This window comes from Mesorhizobium sp. M7A.F.Ca.CA.001.04.2.1, from assembly GCF_003998485.1.
Classification (GTDB): Bacteria; Pseudomonadota; Alphaproteobacteria; order Rhizobiales; family Rhizobiaceae; genus Mesorhizobium; species Mesorhizobium ciceri.
Map to the genome: position 1 here is coordinate 1 of NZ_RZQT01000050.1, position 21,426 is coordinate 21,426.

22 protein-coding genes are annotated in these 21,426 nt (G+C 63.8%); 9 read left to right on the top strand and 13 right to left on the bottom strand.

The features are described from left to right. Nucleotides 1–315: 315 nt before the first annotated feature. On the top strand, nucleotides 316–1,482 hold the full coding sequence (locus EN955_RS17300) for an ATP-grasp domain-containing protein (protein WP_024504514.1): 1,167 nt from the start codon (nucleotides 316–318) through the stop codon (nucleotides 1,480–1,482). Nucleotides 1,483–1,486: 4 nt separating this feature from the next. Further along, the gene (locus tag EN955_RS17305; protein WP_024504515.1) at nucleotides 1,487–2,263 is read left to right on the top strand and encodes an esterase family protein; all 777 of its coding nucleotides are present in this window, start codon (nucleotides 1,487–1,489) and stop codon (nucleotides 2,261–2,263) included. 23 nt (nucleotides 2,264–2,286) lie between these two features. Here EN955_RS17305 and EN955_RS17310 read toward each other — a convergent pair whose 3' ends face one another. Beyond that, complete coding sequence (locus tag EN955_RS17310; protein WP_024504516.1) at nucleotides 2,287–3,822, bottom strand: MFS transporter; 1,536 nt, start codon at nucleotides 3,820–3,822, stop codon at nucleotides 2,287–2,289. A gap of 145 nt (nucleotides 3,823–3,967) precedes the next feature. On the opposite strand from EN955_RS17310, the gene EN955_RS17315 reads away from it, so the two are divergent. Together EN955_RS17315 and EN955_RS17320 are read left to right on the top strand one after the other, a co-directional pair. Further along, a complete protein-coding gene (locus EN955_RS17315; RefSeq protein WP_013529929.1) occupies nucleotides 3,968–4,852 on the top strand; it encodes a LysR family transcriptional regulator in 885 nt (294 codons plus the stop codon). Nucleotides 4,853–4,977: 125 nt separating this feature from the next. Further along, on the top strand, nucleotides 4,978–6,057 hold the full coding sequence (locus EN955_RS17320) for a siderophore-interacting protein (protein WP_024504517.1): 1,080 nt from the start codon (nucleotides 4,978–4,980) through the stop codon (nucleotides 6,055–6,057). Between the two features lie 7 nt (nucleotides 6,058–6,064). Here the strand turns inward: EN955_RS17320 and EN955_RS17325 are convergent, their stop codons facing one another. The 5 genes from EN955_RS17325 to EN955_RS17345 all read right to left on the bottom strand — a co-directional run bounded on the left by EN955_RS17325 (nucleotide 6,065) and on the right by EN955_RS17345 (nucleotide 9,248). Continuing rightward, nucleotides 6,065–7,168 carry an AbrB family transcriptional regulator gene (locus EN955_RS17325; protein ID WP_024504518.1) on the bottom strand — a complete coding sequence of 368 codons (1,104 nt, stop codon included), beginning with the start codon at nucleotides 7,166–7,168 and terminating at the stop codon, nucleotides 6,065–6,067. A gap of 91 nt (nucleotides 7,169–7,259) precedes the next feature. Next, entirely contained in the window at nucleotides 7,260–7,505 is a 246-nt protein-coding gene (locus EN955_RS17330) for a type II toxin-antitoxin system Phd/YefM family antitoxin (protein WP_024504519.1), read from the bottom strand. Between the two features lie 28 nt (nucleotides 7,506–7,533). Then, nucleotides 7,534–7,842: a putative quinol monooxygenase gene (locus EN955_RS17335; protein WP_024504520.1), complete on the bottom strand. Its 309-nt coding sequence runs from the start codon at nucleotides 7,840–7,842 to the stop codon at nucleotides 7,534–7,536. Between the two features lie 63 nt (nucleotides 7,843–7,905). Beyond that, complete coding sequence (locus tag EN955_RS17340; RefSeq protein ID WP_024504521.1) at nucleotides 7,906–8,685, bottom strand: SDR family oxidoreductase; 780 nt, start codon at nucleotides 8,683–8,685, stop codon at nucleotides 7,906–7,908. Between the two features lie 125 nt (nucleotides 8,686–8,810). Further along, nucleotides 8,811–9,248 (bottom strand): DsrE family protein, encoded by a 438-nt coding sequence (locus tag EN955_RS17345; protein WP_013529935.1) that lies wholly within the window; start codon nucleotides 9,246–9,248, stop codon nucleotides 8,811–8,813. Nucleotides 9,249–9,350: 102 nt separating this feature from the next. Between EN955_RS17345 and EN955_RS17350 the strand changes: the two genes are divergently transcribed. From EN955_RS17350 to EN955_RS17360, 3 genes are all read left to right on the top strand, one after another. Further along, the gene (locus EN955_RS17350) at nucleotides 9,351–10,469 is read left to right on the top strand and encodes a hypothetical protein (RefSeq protein ID WP_024504522.1); all 1,119 of its coding nucleotides are present in this window, start codon (nucleotides 9,351–9,353) and stop codon (nucleotides 10,467–10,469) included. Nucleotides 10,470–10,535: 66 nt separating this feature from the next. Beyond that, nucleotides 10,536–10,781: a type II toxin-antitoxin system VapB family antitoxin gene (gene vapB / locus EN955_RS17355; protein WP_023760667.1), complete on the top strand. Its 246-nt coding sequence runs from the start codon at nucleotides 10,536–10,538 to the stop codon at nucleotides 10,779–10,781. After that, nucleotides 10,778–11,164, top strand: coding sequence for a type II toxin-antitoxin system VapC family toxin (locus EN955_RS17360; protein WP_024504523.1), 387 nt, complete (start codon nucleotides 10,778–10,780; stop codon nucleotides 11,162–11,164). Before vapB ends, EN955_RS17360 begins: the two co-directional genes overlap by 4 nt. A gap of 6 nt (nucleotides 11,165–11,170) precedes the next feature. Here EN955_RS17360 and EN955_RS17365 read toward each other — a convergent pair whose 3' ends face one another. Together EN955_RS17365 and EN955_RS17370 are read right to left on the bottom strand one after the other, a co-directional pair. Continuing rightward, nucleotides 11,171–12,118 (bottom strand): cation diffusion facilitator family transporter, encoded by a 948-nt coding sequence (locus EN955_RS17365; protein WP_013529938.1) that lies wholly within the window; start codon nucleotides 12,116–12,118, stop codon nucleotides 11,171–11,173. Nucleotides 12,119–12,123: 5 nt separating this feature from the next. Further along, on the bottom strand, nucleotides 12,124–14,313 hold the full coding sequence (locus EN955_RS17370) for an anthranilate synthase (protein WP_024504524.1): 2,190 nt from the start codon (nucleotides 14,311–14,313) through the stop codon (nucleotides 12,124–12,126). 319 nt (nucleotides 14,314–14,632) lie between these two features. Between EN955_RS17370 and EN955_RS17375 the strand changes: the two genes are divergently transcribed. Beyond that, on the top strand, nucleotides 14,633–15,403 hold the full coding sequence (locus EN955_RS17375) for an isocitrate lyase/phosphoenolpyruvate mutase family protein (RefSeq protein ID WP_024504525.1): 771 nt from the start codon (nucleotides 14,633–14,635) through the stop codon (nucleotides 15,401–15,403). Between the two features lies 1 nt (nucleotide 15,404). On the opposite strand, the gene EN955_RS17380 is transcribed toward EN955_RS17375, so the two are convergent. From EN955_RS17380 to EN955_RS17395, 4 genes are all read right to left on the bottom strand, one after another. Then, nucleotides 15,405–16,460 (bottom strand): succinylglutamate desuccinylase/aspartoacylase family protein, encoded by a 1,056-nt coding sequence (locus EN955_RS17380; RefSeq protein WP_024504526.1) that lies wholly within the window; start codon nucleotides 16,458–16,460, stop codon nucleotides 15,405–15,407. Nucleotides 16,461–16,546: 86 nt separating this feature from the next. Then, on the bottom strand, nucleotides 16,547–17,719 hold the full coding sequence (locus tag EN955_RS17385; RefSeq protein ID WP_024504527.1) for an MFS transporter: 1,173 nt from the start codon (nucleotides 17,717–17,719) through the stop codon (nucleotides 16,547–16,549). Nucleotides 17,720–17,844: 125 nt separating this feature from the next. Further along, entirely contained in the window at nucleotides 17,845–19,221 is a 1,377-nt protein-coding gene (locus tag EN955_RS17390; RefSeq protein ID WP_024504528.1) for an FAD-containing oxidoreductase, read from the bottom strand. Further along, nucleotides 19,218–19,679, bottom strand: coding sequence for a membrane protein (locus tag EN955_RS17395; RefSeq protein ID WP_013529944.1), 462 nt, complete (start codon nucleotides 19,677–19,679; stop codon nucleotides 19,218–19,220). Before EN955_RS17395 ends, EN955_RS17390 begins: the two co-directional genes overlap by 4 nt. Before the next feature lie 135 nt (nucleotides 19,680–19,814). Between EN955_RS17395 and EN955_RS17400 the strand changes: the two genes are divergently transcribed. Next, nucleotides 19,815–20,372, top strand: a complete 558-nt coding sequence (locus EN955_RS17400; protein WP_024504529.1) for a sugar O-acetyltransferase — start codon at nucleotides 19,815–19,817, stop codon at nucleotides 20,370–20,372. 5 nt (nucleotides 20,373–20,377) lie between these two features. Here the strand turns inward: EN955_RS17400 and EN955_RS17405 are convergent, their stop codons facing one another. After that, the gene (locus tag EN955_RS17405) at nucleotides 20,378–21,373 is read right to left on the bottom strand and encodes a helix-turn-helix domain-containing protein (RefSeq protein WP_024504530.1); all 996 of its coding nucleotides are present in this window, start codon (nucleotides 21,371–21,373) and stop codon (nucleotides 20,378–20,380) included. Nucleotides 21,374–21,426: the final 53 nt, after the last annotated feature.

Below are 21,426 nucleotides of genomic sequence, written 5' to 3' on the forward strand. Positions count from 1 at the left end.
AATCAGCACCATGGATGAAAATGTACCTTAGCTGAGGGCAGGGAGTCAAGAAAAAATTCCTATCATTAAAAAACTTTCGGCACAAAAGCTGCCAACACGCCGAACTGACTGCCGCCGCCAGGCCTTTGTTCAGCTGAGTTCGGCAGGCCGTGTCGTAAGCAGTCGTCCGGATTAGGCAGCAGATGAGTTGTCCGATTTGTCTGCCGGCTGGTTGAGACGGGCGGCACCCCGACGCGCGTGCTCTTCCCCAGGCGCGGCAAATGCGCCAGACTTGGGCGACGGGTTGCGATGTCCAGTCGCCGGGAGGGGTCGTCCATGAATTTCGTGTTCTTCTCGCCGCATTTTCCCGCCAATGGCGCGGATTTCTGCGACCGTTTGAAGAAGGCCGGGGCCAGGGTGCTCGGTATCGGCGACGCGCCCTATGACGCGCTCGATGCCAAGCTGAAGGCGGCGCTCAGCGAGTACTACCGTGTCGCCGACATGGAGGACTACGATCCGGTGTTCCGGGCAATGGGGCATTTCATCCACAAGTGGGGCCGCATCGACCGCTTTGAATCGCTCAACGAACACTGGCTGGAGCTGGAAGCCAACATCCGCACCGATTTCAACATCTACGGCACCAAGCTCGATTTCGTGAAGAACCTGAAGCGCAAGAGCCGCATGCGTGCCTTCTTCCGCAAGAGCGGCGTCGACACCATCGCGCAGCGCAAATGTTCCGACCGCGCCGGGGCCATGACCTTCATCCGGCGCGTTGGCTATCCGGTGGTGGTCAAGCCCGACAGCGGTTCCGGCGCATCGAATACCTTCAAGATCTCCAACGCCAAGGAGCTCGACCAGTTCTTCCGGGACAAGCCCGAGGACGTGACCTTCGTCATGGAGCAGTTCATCGAGGGGCTGGTGGTGACCTATGACGGGCTGGTCAACCGCGACGGCGAGGTGGTGCTGGCGGCCAGCCACCGCTACGACCAGAGCGTCATGGAGGTGGTCAACAAGGACCGCCACATGAGCTATACCTGCTTTCCCAGGATCAACCCGGCGGTCGAGGAGGCCGGTCGAAAGATCCTGAAAGCATTCGACGTGCGTGAACGCTTCTTCCACATCGAGCTGTTCGAGACCAAGGACGACCGTGTCATCGCGCTGGAGGTCAACATGCGCCCGCCCGGCGCCTGGATGACCGATGCGATCAACTATACGTTCGACATCGATGTCTATGCGGCGTGGGCCGACATGGTGGTCAGGGATGCCGCCGGCGGCCCTTACGAGGGCAAATATTTCACCGCCTATGCCAGCCGCAAGCGACGCCTCCACTATTTGCACAGCCATGAGGACGTGCTAGCCGCGCACCGCGACAAGATCGTCCATCATCAGGCCATCGAAGAGGTTTTCAGCCGCGCCATGGGAAATTACGCCTACCAGATGCGCTCGAAAGACGAAGCAGCGCTGCGCGAAGCGGTCGCGTACATCCACGCGGAAAAGGCGTGAGGCAATGGACATTTCCTATCATAAGAATTTCTCGAGCCAACTCGGCCGCGACATGGAATACAAGCGCTACGGCCATGCCGGCCGGCCGGTGGTGGTGTTTCCGACCTCGCAGGGCCGGTTCTACCAGTTCGAGGATTCCGGCGGGGTGGGCGCACTGGCCGAATTCATCGACACCGGCCGCATCCAGCTGTTCACGGTCGACGGCGTCGATTCGGAATCCTTCTTCGACAAGCATGCCGACGCGGCCCATCGCATTGCCCGCCACGAGGCCTATTTCCGCTATGTGCGCGAGGAAGCGCTGCCGGACTTCCTGACCACGGCCGAGCAGGCCAATGGCGGGCGCAAGCTGAAGCCGCTGTTCTCGGGCTGTTCGATGGGCGGCTATCACTCCTCGAACTTCGTCTTCCGCTTTCCCGAACTCGCCAGCGGCGTCATCGCGCTGTCGGGCGTCTATTCGGCCCGCGATTTTTTCGGCAGGGCGCTCGAGGGCGACATTTTCTACAACTCGCCGCTCGACTATCTGCCCGGCATCGTCGATCCCAAACTGCTGGCCCGGCTGAAGACGCTCAGGCTGATCTTCTGCTGCGGGCAGGGCGCGTGGGAAGAGCGGATGCTGGTCGAGACGCGCAGGTTGGAACAGATCCTGCGCGACAAATCCATTCCCGCCTGGGTCGATTACTGGGGCGGCGATGTCAGCCACGACTGGCCGTGGTGGCACAAGCAACTGGTCTATTTCTTCGGCCGTTGGCTGGATGAGGACCTGATGCACAGGCTGGATTGATAGCGAGGCCCGTCCGCTGACGGCTACCCTTCCTGGCATGCCGGCAGGGCGGCGGTTTCGCGCTCCGAAGCCGATACGCGACGCAGGCCAAGGAAGACGACAAGGGCGGTGACGACGGTGATCGCCGCCAACACGATCAGCAGCCTGTCGAACGCCGTCTCGTAGGCCTGGACCAGAACAATGGCTCCGGCTTGGGGCAGATGTTGTGCTGCTTCGCCGAGATTGCCGGTCACCAGCAACTGGGCTGCCGCCGCTGCGTCCGTCGAAGATGCCATTCCTTGTGCGGCGAGCTGCGCGGCGGCAAAGCCGGAAAGCGTCGCCATGACGATCGCCAGCGCCACACCCTCGCAGGCGACGCGGGTGGTGTTGAAGATGCCGACCGCCATGCCGGCGCGCTCCCTTGGCACGACGCTGACCGCAAGCCCGTCCATCAATCCCCAGGGCAGAGCGACGCCGACGCCGATCAGCATCAGCGGCGCCATCAGCGCACTATCGACCGGTGGTGTCAGGCTCAGCCAGACAAGCCCGGCGGCAGCGACGAGTAGGCCGACGCCGCAGATGGTGGCCGGTGCGATCCAGCGCGCCAGCTGGCCGGCGAGCATCGGCAGGATCAGCAGCGGACCTGAGAGGCAGATCATCAATTGCCCGGCCTTGATCTCGTTCATCCCTTCGATGCCGATGAAACGGATCGGCAACAGGACGAGCAGGACGACGAAGGCGTAAGCGGGTGCCGCAGCCAGGAACTGGACGCCGACGAAGCGGGGGTAGGCAAACAGCGTGAGATCGAGCATCGGCCGTTGTGCTTGCCGCTCGACAACGACGAAGGCGACAAAACAGATGATAGAAGCGGCCAGAAGCGTGACGACGAGGGGATCAGCCCAGCCGCTCTGCGGCGCCTGGAGCACGCCATAGGTCAGCGACGCCAGCGCGATCGTGAAGGTGCCGGCTCCCGCCCAGTCGAGGCCCGTCGCATCCGGGTCGCGCGATTCCCTGATGGTGCGCAGGCCGAGCATGGCGGCGGCAATCGCGAGTGCCGCAACCAGAAGAAAGATCGACCGCCAGCCGAATGCGGAGATGAGCAGGCCCGACGCGATCGGGCCGAAGGCGAGGCCGATGCCGAAACTGGTGCCGAGGAAGCTGAAGGCGCGCAGCCTCAATGGCCCTTCGAATTCCTGGGCGAGTGCCGAGGCGCCGCCAGCGAAGGCGGCCGCACTGCCGATCCCCTGCACGGCCCGGAAGATGTCGAACCAGATGATGTCCGGCGCCAGCATCGCGCCTAGTGATGCCAGGATATAGAGGGAGAGGCCGACGAGGAAGAGGCGCTTGCGGCCGTGGTTGTCGGCCAGGGCGCCCGACGCCATCAGGGTGGCGCCGAAGGTCAGCATGAAGGCGTTGGTCACCCAGTTGAGCTCGATGGGACTGCCACCGAGATCGGCCGCGATGCGCGACAGAGCGACGGCCGGACCGGTGAAGGTCAATGGCATCGTCATCGCGGCAAGGCACACGGACAAGAGCACGAGCCATCTCTCGGCAGAGCCGGTTGTGGTCCTGGAAGTCATGGATTTTCCTATCTGAAACAGCACTCGCCGGTGGGCCGCGATTGCGGAGCCGGTCGTGATGACAAGATAGGTCGTCGGCATTTCAGGAAGAGTAGTGTTATATTTCCTGGTATATCGGACTGAAACGCTCGAATGGAATGACACGATGGATCGTCTCAACGGGCTCCTGGCCTTTGCCCGCACCGCCGAATTCGGCAATTTCGTCGCTGCCGGACGGGCGCTTGGCATCTCGGCTTCCGCTGTCGGCAAAAGTGTCGCCCGGCTCGAGCAGGAACTCGGCGTGCGGCTCCTGCAGCGCAGCACGCGGCGCATTGGCCTGACGGAAGAGGGCAAGCTGTTCAACGAGCGGGTGCGCCGCATCCTCGACGACATCGACGATGCCGAGGCGATGCTGTCGCGGACACGGGAAACACCGCGTGGGCGGCTGCGCATATCCACCCCGATCGTCACCTATCATCTGTTGCTGCCGGTGCTGTCGGAGTTCATGGCCCGCTATCCCGAGATCGAACTCGACATCGATTTCAACGACCGGATCGTCGACGTCATCGACGAGGGCATCGATGTCGCGATCCGCAGCGGCGAGCTGCCTGATTCGCGCCTCGTGTCGAGACCCGTTGCGCCCTTCCGCATGCTGCTGTGCGCGGCGCCCTCCTACCTCGAGCGCCATGGCACACCCGGCGAGCCGGCGGATCTCATCAGGCATTTCGGCATAAACTTCCGCTTCCTCAACAGCGGCAGGCTGCTGGAGTGGCCGTTCATAACCGGAAGCGCTGAACCGCAGATCCGTTCGATGCTGACCTGCAACAACATGGAAGCATTGAAGGGCGCCACGATCGCCGGCCTCGGCATCGCCTGCATGCCGGATTTCCTGGTGCGTGAGGCGCTGCACGAAGACAGGCTGCGTACCGTTCTCGACGGTCATGTCGACGGCCGTGGCCAGTTCCGGATGCTGTGGCCTTCCAACCGCCATTTGTCGCCGAAGGTGCGCGTGTTCGTCGATTTCCTTCCCGATCGCCTTGCGGCGCGCTAGGCGTTCATCGCATAATATGACTGTGATAGTCATGTTTGTGTGGAAGCGCTTGAGCGGCTGTGGCATGCCGCTGACCGCGGTGGCGCTGCGGCGCTTGCCCCGAACTGTTGCAAAGGACTTGAATGATGGACCAATTGAGCGCGCAAACCCGGATCAGCGACGCGGCGATCAGGTCGGTGATGGACCGGCTGCGCGCCGAGCACAGCGAATTCGAGATCGACACCGGCGTCGCCGACCAATGGGAGCTTCGCCTCTATTATGGTTCGTTGAGCGCCACGCTCGATGATGAAAGCGTACTGATCCGCGTCGCGGCGTCCGACGAAACCTGCCTGTCCTACATGAAGATGACGGTTGCCGGCCATGTCGCCGAACATCTCGGCACGACTAGGGGCATCCATTGGCAAGGCGACGGCATTGACGCCGGCATGCCGGTCTTCTTCCGCGAGATCACGGTGATGTCGTCGACGCGGATCTCGGCGCATATGCAGCGTCTGCGCTTCGCCGGTAAGGATCTCGGCCGGTTTAGCCATGGCGGCCTGCACATACGGCTGCTGCTGCCGCCGGCTGGCCGCCAGCCGCTCTGGCCGTCGATGGGTGCCGATGGCTTGATTGTCTGGCCTTCGGGCGACGATGCGCTTGCCGTGCGGGTCTACACGATCCGGGCGCTGGATGCCGCAAGCGGCTGGCTCGATGTCGATTTCGTGCTGCACTCCGGCCAGGAGACGCCCGCCGCCAGCTTCGCGCAAAATGCACAGGCGGGAGATGTCATCGGCATGATCGGACCCGGTGGCGGCGACGCTCCGGTGGCGCAGACCTTGCTTCTGCTCGGCGACGACACAGCACTTCCCGCCATAGGCAGGATTCTGGAAGATCTGCCGCCGTCAACACGCGCTGAGGCGCTGATCGAGATCGATGGGCCGGACGACCGGATGGCGCTGGCGCAAGGGGATAATATCGACATCACCTGGCTTTACCGGCACGGCCGCGAGGCCGGCACCGCGGGCCTGTTGTCGACCGCCTTGCGTGAGCGCAATCAGATGGCGCTTGCCGACGGCCTGTACGTCTGGGCCAGTTGCGAATTCGGTGACTTCTGGGAGATCCGCAAGATCGTGCGTAAACAGTGGGGCCTGCCGCGCGACCGCCACCTGGTTACGGCCTACTGGCGCCGGGACGCGCACAGCGTGGGCGAGGGCGGCGAGGACTAGCCGCTGCCTATTGCCTGACGCTTCTCGCCACCAGCCGCGCAACGCTCGGGCCGATCAGCAGCACGATCAGGAAGCGTGCTGATTGCAGGGCCATGACGAAAGAGATGTCGACGTTCTGCGCTGCTGCAGCGATGATGGCGATGCTGTCCATGCCGCCGGGGCTGGTCGCCAGATAGGCGGTCAGCGGATCGATGCCCAGGAGATGGCTGATCATGAAGGCAAGGCCGCCGCAAAAGGCGATCAAGCCCACGATCGAGGCGATGATCTGCGGCAAGGCGCGCGCCGCATGGCGCAGGATCGCCCTTGTGAAGTTCAGGCCGATCGACCAGCCGACCATGGCGTAGCTGACGGCCAGCAGCCATTGCGGCAATTGCATTTCCACGCCCAAGCCGAGATGGACGACGGTGCCGAAGATGAAGGTGCCGAGGAAGAAGGGCGAGGGCAGTCGGCACAACTTTCCCCCCAGGCCGCCTACGACCGCGATGCCGATGGTGGCGGCGAAGGCTTGGGCATCGATCGGCGGAAACCAGACGATGGCGGGGATCTCGACATCAGACGTGTCGACCCACATCTTGGCAACGAGTGCCGCCGTCATCGAGACGAAGATGACGCGCAGATATTGCATGAAAGCGACGAGGCGCTGGTCGGCGCCGAAGGCACCCGCCATCAGCACCATGGCGGTGGCCGCACCCGGCGACGAGCCCCAGACGGCGGTGGTGCCGGGCAGGATGCGCCAGCGGCTGATCAGCCAGCCGAGCAGGCTGGAGGCTGTGACGGTCGCCACCACGACGCCAAGAAACAGCGGCCATTCCTTGTAGAAGACCGGAAAGATGTCGGCCGAGATCGACGCCGCGACGAGGCAGCCGACGATCGCCTGGGCGGCGCCGAACAGAAGACGCGGCACGCGCACCGTGGCGCCATTGGTGCCGGCGACGATGGCGGCCAGCATCGGCCCGATCAGCAGCGCCGCCGGCAGGGCGGCGAGTTCCAGCGCGCCGGCAAACAGCAAGGAAACAACCAGCAGGGCAAGCCACTGCCAGAGCTTGCGCATCCGCGCCATGCGCTCGAGTGTGGGCAGGTCCGGGGAGGGCTGCTCGGCCGAGGAATCCATGTTTCGCTCTTAGACCCGCAGGGCGAAAAATGCGAACCGCGATTCACAGAAAAATGATTGTCTCACCCGCCCAGGTGTCGAGTAACAGGTCTCACAAGCCGGCGTTGAACCGTTGCTCGATCTCATTGCGACCCATGCGGTCGAAATCGTCGGGGACGGAAAACTGGCCGGCCATAAAACCGACCCGTCGCGCCTGCAGCGCCGGCTGTTCGATCGGCACGATTCTGGCCAACGGCTTGCCGGCTTTGGCAATAACAAACGACTCGCCTTGGGCTGCACGTCTCACAAGGCGCGACAGATGAGCTTTCGCATCGCGAATGTTTACTGTCTGCGTCAAAGATTGCTCCTCAAAATTGGCATCGAACTCACCCCGTCTTGCTGTCGGCTAGGCCGAAGCCGCCGACGGGGTGGGTCTCGACTTGGAATTCAAAGCCGGCGATGAACGGCCGCGCCTTGGCGATCGCCGCCTGGACTTCGGGAAGCTGCAGCGAGGCCTTGTGGCTTTCGGCGTCGGTCCACACTTCGGTGACCCAGATCGCGTCGGCATCGGCGGGGTCGCGGGCAATGATATAGCTCAGGCAGCCCGGCAGGGCGCCGGTGCTGGCGCGCAGGAGATCCATGACCGCGTCGCGGTGGCCGCGCGACGCCCGCATCTTGCCGATCAGTCCGTACATTCCGTTGTCTCCCTTTGAAGTTTTCGACAAGAGCGTGCAGATCGCCAGTATGCCGATAGCCGTTCAAGGCATCAACTGGCCGCCATTCACCTCGATCACCTGGCCGGTGATGTAGCCGCTGAGAAGGTCGGAAGAGAGGAACAGATAGGCGCCGACGCAATCCTGCGCCGTGCCGGCGCGTCCCTGCGGAATGGTGGCGACCATGCCCTTGATCTGCTCGTCGGTCGAATAGCGCTCGTGGAACGGGGTGAGAATGGTGCCGGGCGCCACCGCGTTGACGCGGATGCCGAAGCCGATCAGCTCCTTTGCCATGCCGCGCGTCACATTGGAGACGAAAGCCTTGGCCGAGCCGTAAAGCCCGGCGCCGCCGCCCGCACCATTGCGGGCGGCGATCGAGGAGGTGTTGACGATGAAGCCGCCCTGTTTCTTCAGCCACGGGATCGCCTTGCGCGAAGCAGTCAGCACCGAACGGGCGTTGAGGTCCATCACCGCATCGTAATGCGCCTCGGTCTGCTCGGCATAGGGGATGCGGCCGAGCATGCCGCCGGCATTGTTGACCAGCCCGTCGAGGCGGCCGAAATATTGCGCACTGTCCTCGACGACGCGCTCGACATCGGCGGCAACGGAGAAATCGCCCTGGACGAGAAACACCTCGCCGCCCTTGTCGGCAATCGTCAGGCCGAGCTTCTCGGCGGCGTCGCGGCTCGAGTTATAATGCAGCGCCACCTTGCATTTCTGCGCTGCATAGGCCAGCGCGAGCGCCGCCCCGATGCCGGTCGATGCACCGGTAACCAGCACTGCCTTGCCGGCAAGATCGGGTATGCTGAGTGTGGTGGTTGGCACGGTTCTTCCTCCGGGATGTCTGCCTGCCCTTCGTAGGCCCTTGCCACCCCGGTGTTCAAGCCTTGGAGCAATTCAAGGAAAAGTGTGAGCGCTTTCCCCGGGGGATTTGCGTCAAACAAACCGCTCTACGGACGCAGATAGGCGTAACCCTGGCCTTGCAGTTCGGCGAGTTTGACGACGCCGCCCTTGTCGGCTGCATGAAATCCGGCGAGCAGGTCGGGGAGTGTGATGTCCATGCCGTGCATGGTGTTGGCGCAGGCGTGGGGTTCCAGTCCCTGCTGCACCAGGCCGGCGAAGCGCCCGGAAATCGCGGCCGATATGCCTTTCGACTTGAAGGCCGCGAGCGCGGGACCATGCACGACCAGCACGATATCGACCTTGCCGCCGGTGCCTTCATAATGGTTCTTGATGTTGCCGAGCACGAAATTGACCTTGTCGGTGTCGCTCAAGTGGTAGGCGACTTTTTGCCTTGTGGGCTCGGTGGCGGCTGCCTGTGCTGCCCGCAGACCGAGAAGCGTTCCGGTTCCGGCAAGAACCGTGCGGAACATATCGCGCCGGCGCATGGCATCCTCCTCCGCTTGGCGGCTGACCGCGAATTGCGTGACTCCAGCCGCAATACTAGCATAAATTGCCGTTGCGTCCTTTCGATGCGGAGGAGAGGTCACATGGCGTTGAAGGAATGGGCGTTTGGGTTGGGGGAATGGAAGACGGTTGCCGGCGCCGGGTTTTGCGCCGTGCTGCTCGGCGCGCTTGCCGGATCGGCCTCCGCCGACGATGCGCTGAAGCTTACCGAACTCAGTCCGAACGGCGCTGATGCCTGTTTCGGCCGCGTCTATGATGCGGCGCATCTCAAGGCGCACCCGAAGCAGAAGGTGGCGCGGATCTTCTTCTACTACGGCCATGATCCGGTCAGCCGGCCGAACGAGGAGCCGACCGGGAATTCCGACACGTCCTACAATGCCTTCATCGCCACCACCGTGCGCGGCGCCAAGTCGCCTGAATGGGCCGGCGGCTGGTGCAATCATGCTTCCGAGGACGGCAAGACGGGCCCGGTCCATTGCGGCATGGAATGCGACCGGACGCTTGCGTCGCTGAAGGTCGATGACAAGGGTCGGCTGTTCCTCTCGGATCTGCAGCCCGACATCTATCTCGATGTCGGATCAGAAGAGGAGCTTGGCGCAGCGGAATATGACAGGCAGGCGCTCGGCTCGGAGGATGACAATTTCCGCCTCGACCCGATGCCGGCAGCGACCTGCCAGGCGGAGTTCGCGCGCATCGATCCAGTCGCCGCTGCGCTCGGAGCTCCGTTGCGCGAGCGGCTGAAGCCGGACCAGGCGTTCTGCTACGGGCGCGACTACGATGCAGCGCATCTCGGCTCGCATCCCGATCAACTCACCCAGTCGATCCGGGTTTTCCGCGGCAAGGTAGAACTGGCGTCCTTCGCCTCGGGCGGTGACACCGCCAATTGGCCAGACGGCGCCGACATTGCCGTTACCGTCACCACACGGCAGAAATCGGCCAAGGTGACGCAGACCTATTCCTGCCAGGGCGAAGCCGACCAGTGGCGCTGCGCGGCCAGCACGAAGATGAGCGATTTCTCCTGCGACATCGCGCAGAAGGAGATTTTCCTCAAGCGTGGCGCCAACGGCACGATGATGCTGGCCAACCCAAACAGCGCGCTTGCAATCGTCGACCTGTGTTCGAAGGCGGACGCCGGAAAGACGAAATCCGACGACAAGGTCTATCGGCTGAAGCCAATGCCGCAATCGGCCTGCTCGCCCTGAGCTCGGACTTGTCTACGTCGCCATGAAGGGATATATCTTTGCTATATCTCATTTGAGGATAGCGTGATGGACAAGGCGAAAGTGTTCTGGTCGGGCCGGTCACAAGCTGTGCGTCTGCCCAAGGAGTTCCGTTTCGAAACAGATGAGGTTTCGATCCGCCGTCACGGGCAAACCGTCATTCTGGAACCGCTTGCGCAGGACTGGGCGTGGCTAGACCAAGTGATCGGACCGCTTGATAACGATTTCGCCGAGGCGGCGCTCGAACGTCAAGACGGGCAGGATCGACCTGCCTTGGATGACGTTTTCAAGTGATCTACCTGCTCGACACCAATGCCGTCATCGCGGTCATCAAGGGCGACGCGGGTCTGTTGGCGCTGCTAAAACGGCACAGGCCGCAGGACTTTGCCCTCTCTGCGATCGTCGCGCACGAACTGCACTATGGTGCTGAAAAGAGCCAGCGAAGGGCTGAAAATTTGGCGCGCATCGAAGCTCTGCAGTTCCCGGTGCTCGAATTCGACCGAGAAGACGCAAGACATGCTGGGGAGATTCGGGCAACGCTTGCGACGTTAGGAACTCCGATCGGTCCCTACGATGCGTTGATCGGTGGGCAAGCGCGCGCTCGGAACCTTACGCTGATGACCCGTAATGTCCGGGAATTCGAGCGGATCAAAGATCTCTCAATCGAGACCTGGTGAACCGCCTCATGCGAACGGCACGGCCGTCGTGCCCTTGGGCAGCTTGGCCTCGTCGTCGGGCTCGACGTGGATGGTGACGCGCACCGAGGGGATTTCGGCCTTCAGCGCGTCCTCGATGCGGTCGCAGATGACATGGCTGGCGCCGACCGACATGTCTGCGTCGACGACCAGATGAAACTCGATGAAGGTGGCGCGGCCGGCGATGCGCGTCTTGAGGTCGTGCACTTCAAGCGCGCCCTTGCAGTTAGCCGAGATGACGTCGCGGATGCGCATGTGCTCCTGGGTGTCGACGGCGCGGTCCATCAGCCCGTTCATCGACGAGCCGATGACATGCCAGCCCTGCCACAAGATGTTCAGCGCCACGAGGACGGCAAGTGCGGGGTCGAGGATCTGCCAGCCGGTCAGGATCGCCCCGACCAGGCCGCCGAAGACCCCGATCGAGGTCACCACGTCGGTCATGATGTGGTTGCCGTCGGCGACCAGTGCCGGTGATTTCTCCGCCCTGCCGGCGCGGATCAGCGTCCAGGCCCAGAAGGCGTTGATAATCGTGGCAACGCCGTTGACCGCAAGACCTTCCCAAGGCTGTTCCAAGGGTGACGGAGTCTGCCAGGAGCGCCAGACCTCGTTGAGGATCAATAGCGCGGCAAGCACGATCAACACGCCTTCCAGCACTGCCGAGAAATACTCGGCCTTGTGATGGCCGAAGGGATGATCCTGGTCGGCCGGCTTGTGGCTGATCTGGATCGCCCAGAAGGCGGCGACCGAGGCGATGACGTTGACGATCGATTCCAGTGCGTCCGAATAGAGTGCGACTGAGCCGGTGACGTACCAGGCGGCAGCTTTCAGCGCGAGCACGACAAAGGCGACGATAATCGACCAGAAGGCGAGGTTCGCGACCTTGCGCTTCGCGGCCGCCTTGGCCGCGATCGCCATCGTGTTCTCGGCTTCGGCCATGATCGTCAGGCGGCCTTTTCCTTGGCCTTGCGCGGCAGGTGGGCGACGATGTTCTCGATGATGCGCATGCCGGCATTGTGCCCGAGCGTCATGATCGATTCCGGGTGGAATTGCACTGCGGCGATCGGCTCCTTGCGGTGCTCGAAGGCCATGATGACGCCGTCCTCGGTCTCGGCCGTGACGATGAAATCGTCGGGCAGCCGCACCGGATCGGCAAAGATCGAGTGGTAGCGGCCGACGGTGACTTCCTTGGGCAGGCCGGAGAAGATGATGCCGGGCTTGGAGACGCGGATGCGCGACGGCTTGCCGTGCATCGGTATGTGCAGCTGCCGCAGTTCGCCGCCATAGGCCTCGGCCAATGCCTGCAGGCCAAGGCAGACGCCGAAGATCGGCAGTTCGCGGGCGCGCGCCTTCTTGATGGTTGCGGCGCAATCGAAGTCCTTCGGCGTGCCGGGGCCGGGCGACAGCACGACGAGGTCGGGTTTCAGCCGGTCGAAGACTTCCTCAGGCACCGGCGAGCGAACGGTCGAGACGTTGGCGCCGGTCTGGCGAAAATAATTGGCCAGCGTGTGGACGAAACTGTCCTCGTGGTCGACCAGCAGGATGTTGACGCCGTCGCCGACGCGCGCGGTGGTGCGCTCGGTGCTGGCGGAATTGCCTGTCTTGGCGTCGCGGATGGCGGAGAGCATGGCGGATGCCTTCAGTTCGGTTTCGGCTTCTTCTTCCTCGGGAATGCTGTCGAACAGCAATGTGGCGCCGGCGCGCACTTCGGCAATGCCGTCCTTGATACGGATGGTGCGGAGCGTCAGGCCGGTGTTCATGTCGCCGTTGAAATTGACCATGCCGATCGCGCCGCCATACCAGGCGCGCGGGCTCTTCTCGTTCTGCTCGATAAAGCGCATGGCCCATAGCTTCGGCGCGCCGGTGACGGTGACCGCCCAGGCATGCGACAGGAAGGCATCGAAGGCATCCATGCCTTCGCGCAGCCTGCCTTCGATGTGGTCGACCGTATGGATCAGGCGCGAATACATCTCGATCTGGCGCCGGCCGATGACGCGCACCGAACCCGGCTCGCAGACCCGCGACTTGTCGTTGCGGTCGACATCCGAGCACATGGTCAGCTCGGATTCATCTTTCTTCGAGTTGAGCAGTTTCAGGATCTGCTCTGAGTCGGAAATTGCGTCGTCGCCGCGCTTGATGGTGCCCGAGATCGGGCAGGTCTCGACGCGGCGGCCGTTGACGCGCACGAACATTTCCGGCGAGGCGCCGATCAGATATTCACCTTCGCCCAGATTGATGAAGAAGGAATAGGGCGACGGATTGATGGCCTTCAGCTTGCGCGAAATCTCGGACGGCTGCGTCTCGCAGCGCTCGTAGAACATCTGGCCCGGCACGACCTCGAACAGGTCGCCGCGCTTGAACGAATCCATCGCCTTGCGCACCAGGTCGGCATACTCGCCGGGTTCATGGTCGCCGCGCGGCGGGATGCGGTCGGGGCTCTTGAACGGCTCGGAGATTTCGTCGCGCGGCAGCCCTTCGGTCGAAAAACCCTCGCCGGCATAGTCGTAGCGGTCGGTCCATGCCTTGGCCGAATAATGGTCGACGACCAGGATCTCGTCAGGCAGGAACAGCACCAGGTCGCGCTGGCTTGGCTTGCGTTCGAGCTTGTAGTCGACCGGGTCGAACTGGAAGGCGAGGTCGTAGCCGAAAGCGCCGTAGAGACCAAGATTGGCGTCTTCCTCGGTCTTGAACAGAGCGGTGATGGCGCGCAGTACGGTGAACACCGAAGGAACACGGCTGCGCTCTTCTTCCGTGAAGACACGGCCGGGCTTGGCGACGTCGAGACGGATGAGCCTTTTCGATGTCTCGGCGATGGTGATATCGGCCAGGCTATCCAGCGCCTTGCCGATGACCGGCAACAACACCTCGCCACGGCCGTTGAGCGCCTCGATACGCATGGCGCGGCCGCGCGCGGAGACAACCAGAGGCGGGTCGATGATGGCGGTGTCCCAGCGCGTGTAGCGGCCGGGATATTCATAGTTGGAGGAAAACACCGCGCCGCGGCGCGAATTCAGGCCGTCGACGTAAGCGTCGATCGCGCCCGCATACGGCCGGTCGTGGCGCGCGCGGGTGATGGTGATGCCACCCGCGGTCACGAAACTTTCCGCGCCGTTTTCCAGAACCTTCATCGTCATTGCCGTCTCCATCAGCTTCTTGGGGCAACGGACCCGGGAATGGCTTGGAAAAAACAAATGGCCGCCCGGACTTTCCGTTGCGGCCACCCTCTCTATTCACGCGCACGTGTTCGAACAGGCCGCTGTCAGCAGGCCCACCACCAAATGGTCTTGATCGAACGCATATTCATGGCGAAATCCATAGCTGCGAAAAGAGGGATGCGCAACAGGTTTGAAAGTCTGTTCGTTGGCCGCCGCTTCTCAGGCTCATGGCACATCGCCAGAGCCGACAGTGCCGCTTAGAGTGCTCATCCAACAGCAGGAAGACGGGAAAACAACCATGACCGAGCAGATCGAGCGCGCGCGGACGTTTCATTCCCTCCACGTCAAGGGCAACCCGGTCGTCCTCTACAATGCCTGGGATCCGGGTTCGGCCAAGATCATCGAGAAAGCGGGTGCCAAGGCGATCGCCACCGGAAGCTGGCCGGTCGCGGCCGCGTTCGGCTACGCCGATGGCGAGAAAATCCCGCTGGAACTGGCGCTCGACAACATCAAGCGCATCGTCGGGTCGGTCGACCTGCCGGTGACCATGGACCTCGAGGGCGGCTACGGCGTTGACCCGGAAATCGTCGCTCGCACGGTGACGTTGGCGCTGCGGGCCGGCGCTATCGGTTTCAATTTCGAGGATCAGATTGTCGGTGGCAGCGGCCTGCATGACATTTCCGTGCAGGCAAAGCGCATCGAAGCCGCGGCGGCGGCCGTCAAGGCTTCCGGCATACCGGCGTTCATCAACGCTCGAACCGACATCTTCCTCAAGGCGAAACCGGATGCGCATGATGACGTTCTGCTCGACCAGGCCATCGAGCGCGCACAGGCCTTCGAAAAAGCCGGCGCGCACGGCTTCTTTGCGCCGGGCCTTGGCGACGAAGGCCTGATCGAGACGCTCTGCAAGGCAATTGCGTTGCCGGTCAACATCATTGCGCTGGCGCATGTGCCGCCGCGCCAGCGGCTGGCGGAACTGGGTGTCGCCCGCATCAGTCACGGCCCGGTGCCTTACCGGCAGATGGCGGAATGGCTGGAGGCGAAGGCGCGACTGGCTATTTCGGGCTAAGTCAGTCCTCCAGCGTTCCCGACCGGGCATCAGTGCTCTTCCTGTCGCCGACCAGCTTCAGAAGATCTTCGCCGGCGCGGATGATGCGGCGCGAGCGGCGGGTCAGGATGATGCCGTCCTGCGGTGCGAACACTTCGGTGCGGCCATCGGCTTCACCCGGTGCATGGACGATGGTGGCGAGGCGCGCGCCCTTGGCGACGCGGTCGCCGGGCTTCACGTCGTAGAGCACGGCACCGGCCCGTGGCGCCGGCATCATGTCGATGTTTTCCAATGGCGCCACGAAGCCGGTGAAAGGACCCGGCGCGGGCAGGGCGCTGTCGGCGATCACGCCGCGCGCCACCAGCAGCCGGTAGAGGCCGTCGGCGTCGGCGGCGGCCAAGGCACCATCGACATCGAGGATGCCGCGATATTCGACGGTGGTGGCGACGCGACGGTCGAGCTTGGCCACATCGGCGGGGACGTTCTGATAGGGCATGATCGAGGCGCCCTCGAAGGTGCCGTCAGTGTCTTCGCTCCACAGCACGACCGCGTCGACGCCCATGGCCGCGGCGCAATCGGCCATGGCAGGCCACAGGCTGGTGTGGACGTAGAGATAGGCGAGGCCCTCGTCATCGCAGTGCAGGTCGAGCACGATGTCGTGGCCGAGCGAGAGCTGCACCAGCCGCGTCTTCAGCCGCTGGTCGACGCTGCCAAGGGTAATGTCGGGCAAGAGCGCTGTGTCGGGCGCCGTTAGCAGCGGAAAGCCGCGGTTGAAATTGGTGCGCGTGCCGAGATGGAAGCGGCCCTGATGCTCGCCGAAATGATATTGCGCCCGGCCGATCGGGTTGGCCCAGGGCACGATGGTGAGGTTGCCCTTGATGCGGCCTTCGGCCTCCGCCCTGGCAAGCATCGGCATCAGCGCGTCGATGGCGACGACACCCGGCAACTCGCCGGCATGGAGTGCCGCCTGCAGATAGGCCGAAGGAGCAGCCTTGTCGGAACCAGTGAAGCGGAACAGCGGGAATTCGTAGGAAACCCCTTCGCTTTCCCCGGCGATGCGTTCGATCGATTTCTGCATGACTTCCTCCATCAGGAGCGAGAGACATGCGATTTGAAGGCGCCGATGTCGATTGGTCCAGCCTGCCGCGCTATGGGCGCAAGAGACTATTCAGCCGGAAGCGGGATGACCGGCGCGCGCCGGTCCAGCGCCTGCGACAGCACAGCGACGGTGACCGCCAAAACAGCGAGTGCTGCGCCGACCAGCGGCAAATTGGCATAGGAAACACCGGCGGACAGGGCCACGCCGCCTATCCAGGCGCCGCTGGCATTGCCGATATTGAAGGCGCCCTGGTTCAGCGTGGCGGCAAGGTTCGGTCCCTCGGAGGCCGCCTCGACGACCCGGATCTGCAACGGCGGCACGACGACGAAGATGAGCAGGCCCCACAGGAAGACGATGCCGATGGCAACGCTGGCGATTGCGCCGAACTGCCTGAATCCAACGAAAAGCAGGGCCATCAGCAGCAGGGTGCCGATCACTGTCGGCATCAGTTTCCAGTCGGCCAGTCTGCCGCCGATGATGTTGCCGATGGTCATGCCCGCGCCGAACAGCAGCAGAACCCACGTGACTGCCGAGGTCGACAAGCCCGATACCTCGGTGAGGTAGGGTTTGATGTAGGTGAAGACGGTGAACAGGCTTGCGGAGGTCAGCGCCGCGATCAGCATGGCCAGCCAGACCTGCAGCTTGCCCAGCACGCGCAGCTCGCCGCGCAGGCCGCCACCGCTTGGCTCGGCGACATCGGACGGCACCAACCAGGCGATCGCTGCCACCGAGATCAGGCCGATACCGACCACGGCAACGAAGGTGGAGCGCCAGCCGAACGCTTCGCCAAGTGCGGTTCCGGCGGGAACACCCAGGATGTTGGACAGCGTCAGCCCGGCGAACATCAGCGCGATAGCGCTGGCGCGCTTGTTGCGCGGCACCAGGCTGGCGGCAACGACCGAGCCGATGCCGAAGAAGGCGCCGTGGCCGAAAGCGGTGAAGACGCGCGCGGCCATCAGCGTCCAGTAGTTGGGCGAGATGGCGCAAAACAGATTGCCGACGACGAACAGCACGGCCAGCCCGACCAGCACCGGCTTGCGCGGCAAATGCGCAGTGGCCATGGCGACGATCGGGGCGCCGAAGACGACGCCCAGCGCATATCCGGTAACCAGCAGGCCCGCCGCGGGGATCGACACGCCGAGGTCGGCGGCGACCTCAGGCAGCAAGCCCATGATGACGAATTCGGTGGTGCCGATGCAGAAGGACGCAATGGCAAGCGCAAGGATCGGCAAGGGCATGGTGCGTCCAGACTGAATCGGTTCAATTCCAGACTGCGCGAAGCACGCCACCGTGCGCAAGCTGCATTGCTGCATTGCAGCGATGCAGAAAAGGAAGAGCTTTAAAATGGGTCTTCAACGGGCTGTCACGCCAGCGGCTTCAGCTCCTGGGCAATGGTGGGCAGCAACTCCGAAACATTGGGATGGATGTGCACGGCACGCGCCAGCGTGTCGACGGGCGCCTTGGCGTACATCAGGTCGAGCACACAATGGATAGCCTCGTCGCCGCCGGGGCCGAGCACCGAGCAGCCGAGGATCTCCCTGGTGTCGGCATCGACCAGGATTTTCATGAAACCCTGCGTCTCGCCGTTTTCGATAGCGCGGCCGACGCGGGTCATCGGCCGCTGGCCGACCAGCGCGCGACGGCCGGATTTCTTCACTGCGGCCTCGGTCATGCCGCAGCGGCCAAGCGGCGGGTCGATGTAGAGCGCATAGGCTTCGATCCGGTCGCTGACCCTCCGCGGATCGTTGTCGAGCAAATTGGCGGCGACGATCTCGTAGTCGTTGTAGGAGGTGTGGGTGAAGGCGCCCCTGCCGTTGCAGTCGCCCATCGCCCAGATGCCGGGCACGCTGGTGCGCAGCTGGTCGTCGACGGTGACAAAACCGCGCTTGTCGACCTCGACGCCGGCCCTTTCCAGGCCGAGATCGTCGGTGTTGGGCGTGCGCCCCAGCGCCAGCAGCACATGCGAGCCGACCGCCGGTGGCTTGCCGGCGGAGAAGGTCACGGCGATGTCGTCACCCTGTCTGGCGAAGGCAATGTCGTCGGCGCCGACATGGACCGCGATGCCTTCGTTTTCGAGGATCGACAGGATGGCGGCGGAGACATCCTCGTCCTCGCGGCCGGTCAGGCGCGGGCTCTTCTCGACGACGGTGACTTCCGCGCCGAAGCGGCGGAACATCTGAGCGAATTCGAGCGAGATGTAGCTGCCGCCGACGACGACGAGATGGCGCGGCAGCACGTCGAGATCCATCATCGACGAGTTGGTCAGATAGTCGATGTCGTGGATGCCGGGAAGGTCGGGCACCGAGGCGCGGCCGCCGGTGTTGAGGAAGATCTTTTCGGCGGTCAAAAGATCGTCGCCGACGCGCACCGTGTTGGCGGATTCGAAACGCGCATGGCCGCGATAGAGGGTGCACTTGTCCATGCCGGCAATCCAGGTCTCAAGATTGGTGCGGGCGTCGATCGTCACCTTGTCCTTGCGCGCCTTGATCATGGCGTAGTCGACGCCGACGGGGCCACTGAGCGTCACGCCGTAGTCGGCGGCGCGGCGCGCCAGATGCGCGGCATAGGCGCTGGCGACCATGGTCTTGGTCGGCATGCAGCCGGTGTTGACGCAGGTGCCGCCGACCAGCTTGCGCTCGATCAGCGCGACGCTCATGCCGGCGGCCGTCAGCCGCCCGGCCAGCGGAGGGCCAGCCTGTCCGGCACCGATGATGATGGCGTCGAAGATTTTCGTCGTCATGCCACCGCCGCTACGATCAGCAGGCCGCCGATGATCGCCACCGCGTCCTCGATAAAGGCGGCGGGCGGATCCTTGCCGAAGGCGGCCGCGAGCCGGCCGCGAGCTTCGGCGCCGCCCAGCGTGCCGATGACAGCGCCGATGGCCCCCGCGATCAGGCCGCCGATGGTGGCGCCACCGGTGGCGCCGATCACCGCGCCGGTGAAAGCGCCCGTAACGATACGGGCGCCGAACTGCTGGGGTACTTTACGGCTCGGCGTCGACGGCAACTGGTCGGTGACCAGCTCGACGATGGCCAGGATGGTGAAGATGCCGACAGCCGCCCAATGGCTCATGAAGCTCGCCCAAGTGCCGGCAACCGTCAGCCAGCCGAGATAAGCGCCCCAGGCAATGGCGGCCGGCGCCGTCATGGCGCGAAGACCGGCAATGACGCCGATCAGAAGTGCCAGAATGTAGAGCATGGTCGATCCCCCTCGATCACGGGCCAAGACGGCCTTGAGTCACAGGCTACCATAGGTCCAATATTTGACCAGTACTGGCATCGGCGCTTTTGGCTGCACTTGTGCTTTGCAAGGACGTGAACTGGAGACCGCATCATGGCTGAGAGCGAGCGCGTGAAGATGGTGGCCGGCGAATGGTATACCTGCCTCGATGACGAACTGGAGTCGTTGCGGATGATAGCGCGCGATGCGGTGTTCGAGCACAACTTGCTGCCGCCTCGTCAACGCGGCAATCTCGGGCCGGCTCTGAAGGCACTGCTGGGAAGAGCCGGCGAGGGCGCCCGTATCGAGGCGCCGTTCCACTGCGCCTATGGCTTCAACATCTTTCTCGGCGACGGCGTGTTTCTCAATGCCGGCTGCACCATCCTCGACACGGCGAGCGTGCGCATCGGCAAGGCAACGCTGCTCGGCCCGAACGTGCAGATCTACTGCGCCGAGCACCACAAGGAGGCCAGTGGGCGGCAGGCCGGACTGGAGATCGCCCGACCGATTGAGATCGGCGCCAATGCCTGGATCGGCGGCTCAGCCGTCATCCTTGGCGGCGTCAGCATCGGTGAAGGCGCCACCGTCGGCGCCGGTGCGGTGGTGACGCGCGACGTGGCGGCGAACGCCACGGTGATCGGCAATCCGGCGCGGCCGGTCAAGCGGGGCTGAACAGGTCAGGACGACAGGACATACGTCATGCGCTCTTCCTGATCGCCTCGCCTGGAAAACTCGCGCCGGTATTGCGCCGGCGATGTCCTCAGTCTCGCGGCAAAATGCTGACGCAACGAGGTGGCGCTGCCGAAGCCGGCTTCGAAGGCGATCATGTCCATCGATTTCTCCGTCGCTTCCAGCAAACGCTGCGCCAGTTCGATCCGCTGGCTGGTCAGCCAATCGCCAAAGCTGGCGCCGATCGATTTCTGAAAGCGACGGGTAAAGGTGCGGCGGGTCAGGCCGGCGGCCTCGGCGACGCGGTCCAGGCTATGCGCCTCGCCAAGCGTCGCGCGAACCGCGTCGAGGGCCTGGGTGAAGCGGTCGGCGTCCGCGCTTCTTGCCACCGGATGCTCGATGAACTGTGCCTGCCCACCCTGCCGGTGCGGAGAAAGCACGATCTGGCGGGCGAGCCGCAGTGCTGCTTCCGCGCCATAGCGGGCGCGCACGATGTGGAGACAGCAGTCGAGGCCGGCGGCGACGCCGGCCGAGGTCACGACATCGCCATTGTCGACGTAGAGCACCGCGGCATCGACAGCGATGTCGGGATGGAGTGTTTGCAATTGTTCGCAATAGGCCCAGTGCGTCGCGGCACGTCGGCCCGAAAGCAGCCCGGCCGCTGCAATGGCGAAGGTGCCGAGGCACAGGCCGACAATCAAGGCGCCGCGTTGGTGCGCATGGCGCAGCGCTTCCATCAGCAGCGGCGATACCGGTTCGCTCAGATGATGCCAGCTCGGGATGATGACGATATCGGCGCCGTCGAGCCCTTCGAGCCCATGCGGCGCGGCAATTGTCAGCCCGGCTTCGGTATGGATCGGGCCGGCCTTGACCGCGCAGATGCGGAAGTCGAAGCGCGGCAGGCCAAGCGCCGTCCTGTCCTCGCCGAAGACCAGGCACGGTACGGAAAGATGGAACGGGCTGATGCCGTCGAAGGCGAGGACGGCAATGATCGGGTCGTTCATGGGTGCTTCCAGCGGTTGAATGCGGATTGTCCCAATTCTTTCGAATGATGTCA

Coding starts and splice junctions, on each gene's coding strand:
- EN955_RS17300 (WP_024504514.1), top strand. CDS start 316: ATGAATTTCGTGTTCTTCTCGCCGCATTTTCCCGCCAATGGCGCGGAT.
- EN955_RS17305 (WP_024504515.1), top strand. CDS start 1,487: ATGGACATTTCCTATCATAAGAATTTCTCGAGCCAACTCGGCCGCGAC.
- EN955_RS17310 (WP_024504516.1), bottom strand. CDS start 3,822: ATGACTTCCAGGACCACAACCGGCTCTGCCGAGAGATGGCTCGTGCTC.
- EN955_RS17315 (WP_013529929.1), top strand. CDS start 3,968: ATGGATCGTCTCAACGGGCTCCTGGCCTTTGCCCGCACCGCCGAATTC.
- EN955_RS17320 (WP_024504517.1), top strand. CDS start 4,978: ATGGACCAATTGAGCGCGCAAACCCGGATCAGCGACGCGGCGATCAGG.
- EN955_RS17325 (WP_024504518.1), bottom strand. CDS start 7,168: ATGGATTCCTCGGCCGAGCAGCCCTCCCCGGACCTGCCCACACTCGAG.
- EN955_RS17335 (WP_024504520.1), bottom strand. CDS start 7,842: ATGTACGGACTGATCGGCAAGATGCGGGCGTCGCGCGGCCACCGCGAC.
- EN955_RS17345 (WP_013529935.1), bottom strand. CDS start 9,248: ATGCGCCGGCGCGATATGTTCCGCACGGTTCTTGCCGGAACCGGAACG.
- EN955_RS17350 (WP_024504522.1), top strand. CDS start 9,351: ATGGCGTTGAAGGAATGGGCGTTTGGGTTGGGGGAATGGAAGACGGTT.
- vapB (WP_023760667.1), top strand. CDS start 10,536: ATGGACAAGGCGAAAGTGTTCTGGTCGGGCCGGTCACAAGCTGTGCGT.
- EN955_RS17365 (WP_013529938.1), bottom strand. CDS start 12,118: ATGGCCGAAGCCGAGAACACGATGGCGATCGCGGCCAAGGCGGCCGCG.
- EN955_RS17370 (WP_024504524.1), bottom strand. CDS start 14,313: ATGACGATGAAGGTTCTGGAAAACGGCGCGGAAAGTTTCGTGACCGCG.
- EN955_RS17375 (WP_024504525.1), top strand. CDS start 14,633: ATGACCGAGCAGATCGAGCGCGCGCGGACGTTTCATTCCCTCCACGTC.
- EN955_RS17380 (WP_024504526.1), bottom strand. CDS start 16,460: ATGCAGAAATCGATCGAACGCATCGCCGGGGAAAGCGAAGGGGTTTCC.
- EN955_RS17385 (WP_024504527.1), bottom strand. CDS start 17,719: ATGCCCTTGCCGATCCTTGCGCTTGCCATTGCGTCCTTCTGCATCGGC.
- EN955_RS17390 (WP_024504528.1), bottom strand. CDS start 19,221: ATGACGACGAAAATCTTCGACGCCATCATCATCGGTGCCGGACAGGCT.
- EN955_RS17395 (WP_013529944.1), bottom strand. CDS start 19,679: ATGCTCTACATTCTGGCACTTCTGATCGGCGTCATTGCCGGTCTTCGC.
- EN955_RS17400 (WP_024504529.1), top strand. CDS start 19,815: ATGGCTGAGAGCGAGCGCGTGAAGATGGTGGCCGGCGAATGGTATACC.
- EN955_RS17405 (WP_024504530.1), bottom strand. CDS start 21,373: ATGAACGACCCGATCATTGCCGTCCTCGCCTTCGACGGCATCAGCCCG.